This is a genomic window from Pseudomonas sp. SIMBA_068 (assembly GCF_046534705.1).
GTDB classification, from domain to species: Bacteria; Pseudomonadota; Gammaproteobacteria; order Pseudomonadales; family Pseudomonadaceae; genus Aquipseudomonas; species Aquipseudomonas putida.
The window spans coordinates 1-265 of sequence record NZ_JAWRYI010000715.1 but is presented as its reverse complement, the minus strand read 5'-3'; the positions used below and the strand labels follow the sequence as shown (position 1 = coordinate 265).

The following is a 265-nucleotide window of genomic DNA, read 5'->3' as shown; positions in this document are numbered from 1 at the left end:
GCCATAGCGCGGCCACGCACGCGTCCTCGTTGCGCGCGGCGCGCAGTGGCTGGTCGAGCACCGTTTCCAGGCGGGTCAGTTCGTGTGGGTTGATTTGCTCGAGGCTGCGTTGCAGCCTGGCCTCGGCTCTCAAGCCTTCGCGCCTGGCGGCATATAGCGCTGTGTACTGAGTGTTGAGGGTCGTGGTATCCAACGGCCGCCTTTCCAGCATCGCCACAGCGGCGGCGTCTGCCGCGAATTGCTGGGCAGTGAGTTCGGCGAGGGC

At 66.4% G+C, this 265-nt stretch carries 1 protein-coding gene; it reads right to left on the bottom strand.

Annotated features, from left to right (window positions below; all coding sequences use genetic code 11):
• The coding region (locus tag SB756_RS31105; RefSeq protein ID WP_410913374.1) for a hypothetical protein at window positions 1-265 on the bottom strand (265 nt) is incomplete at both ends.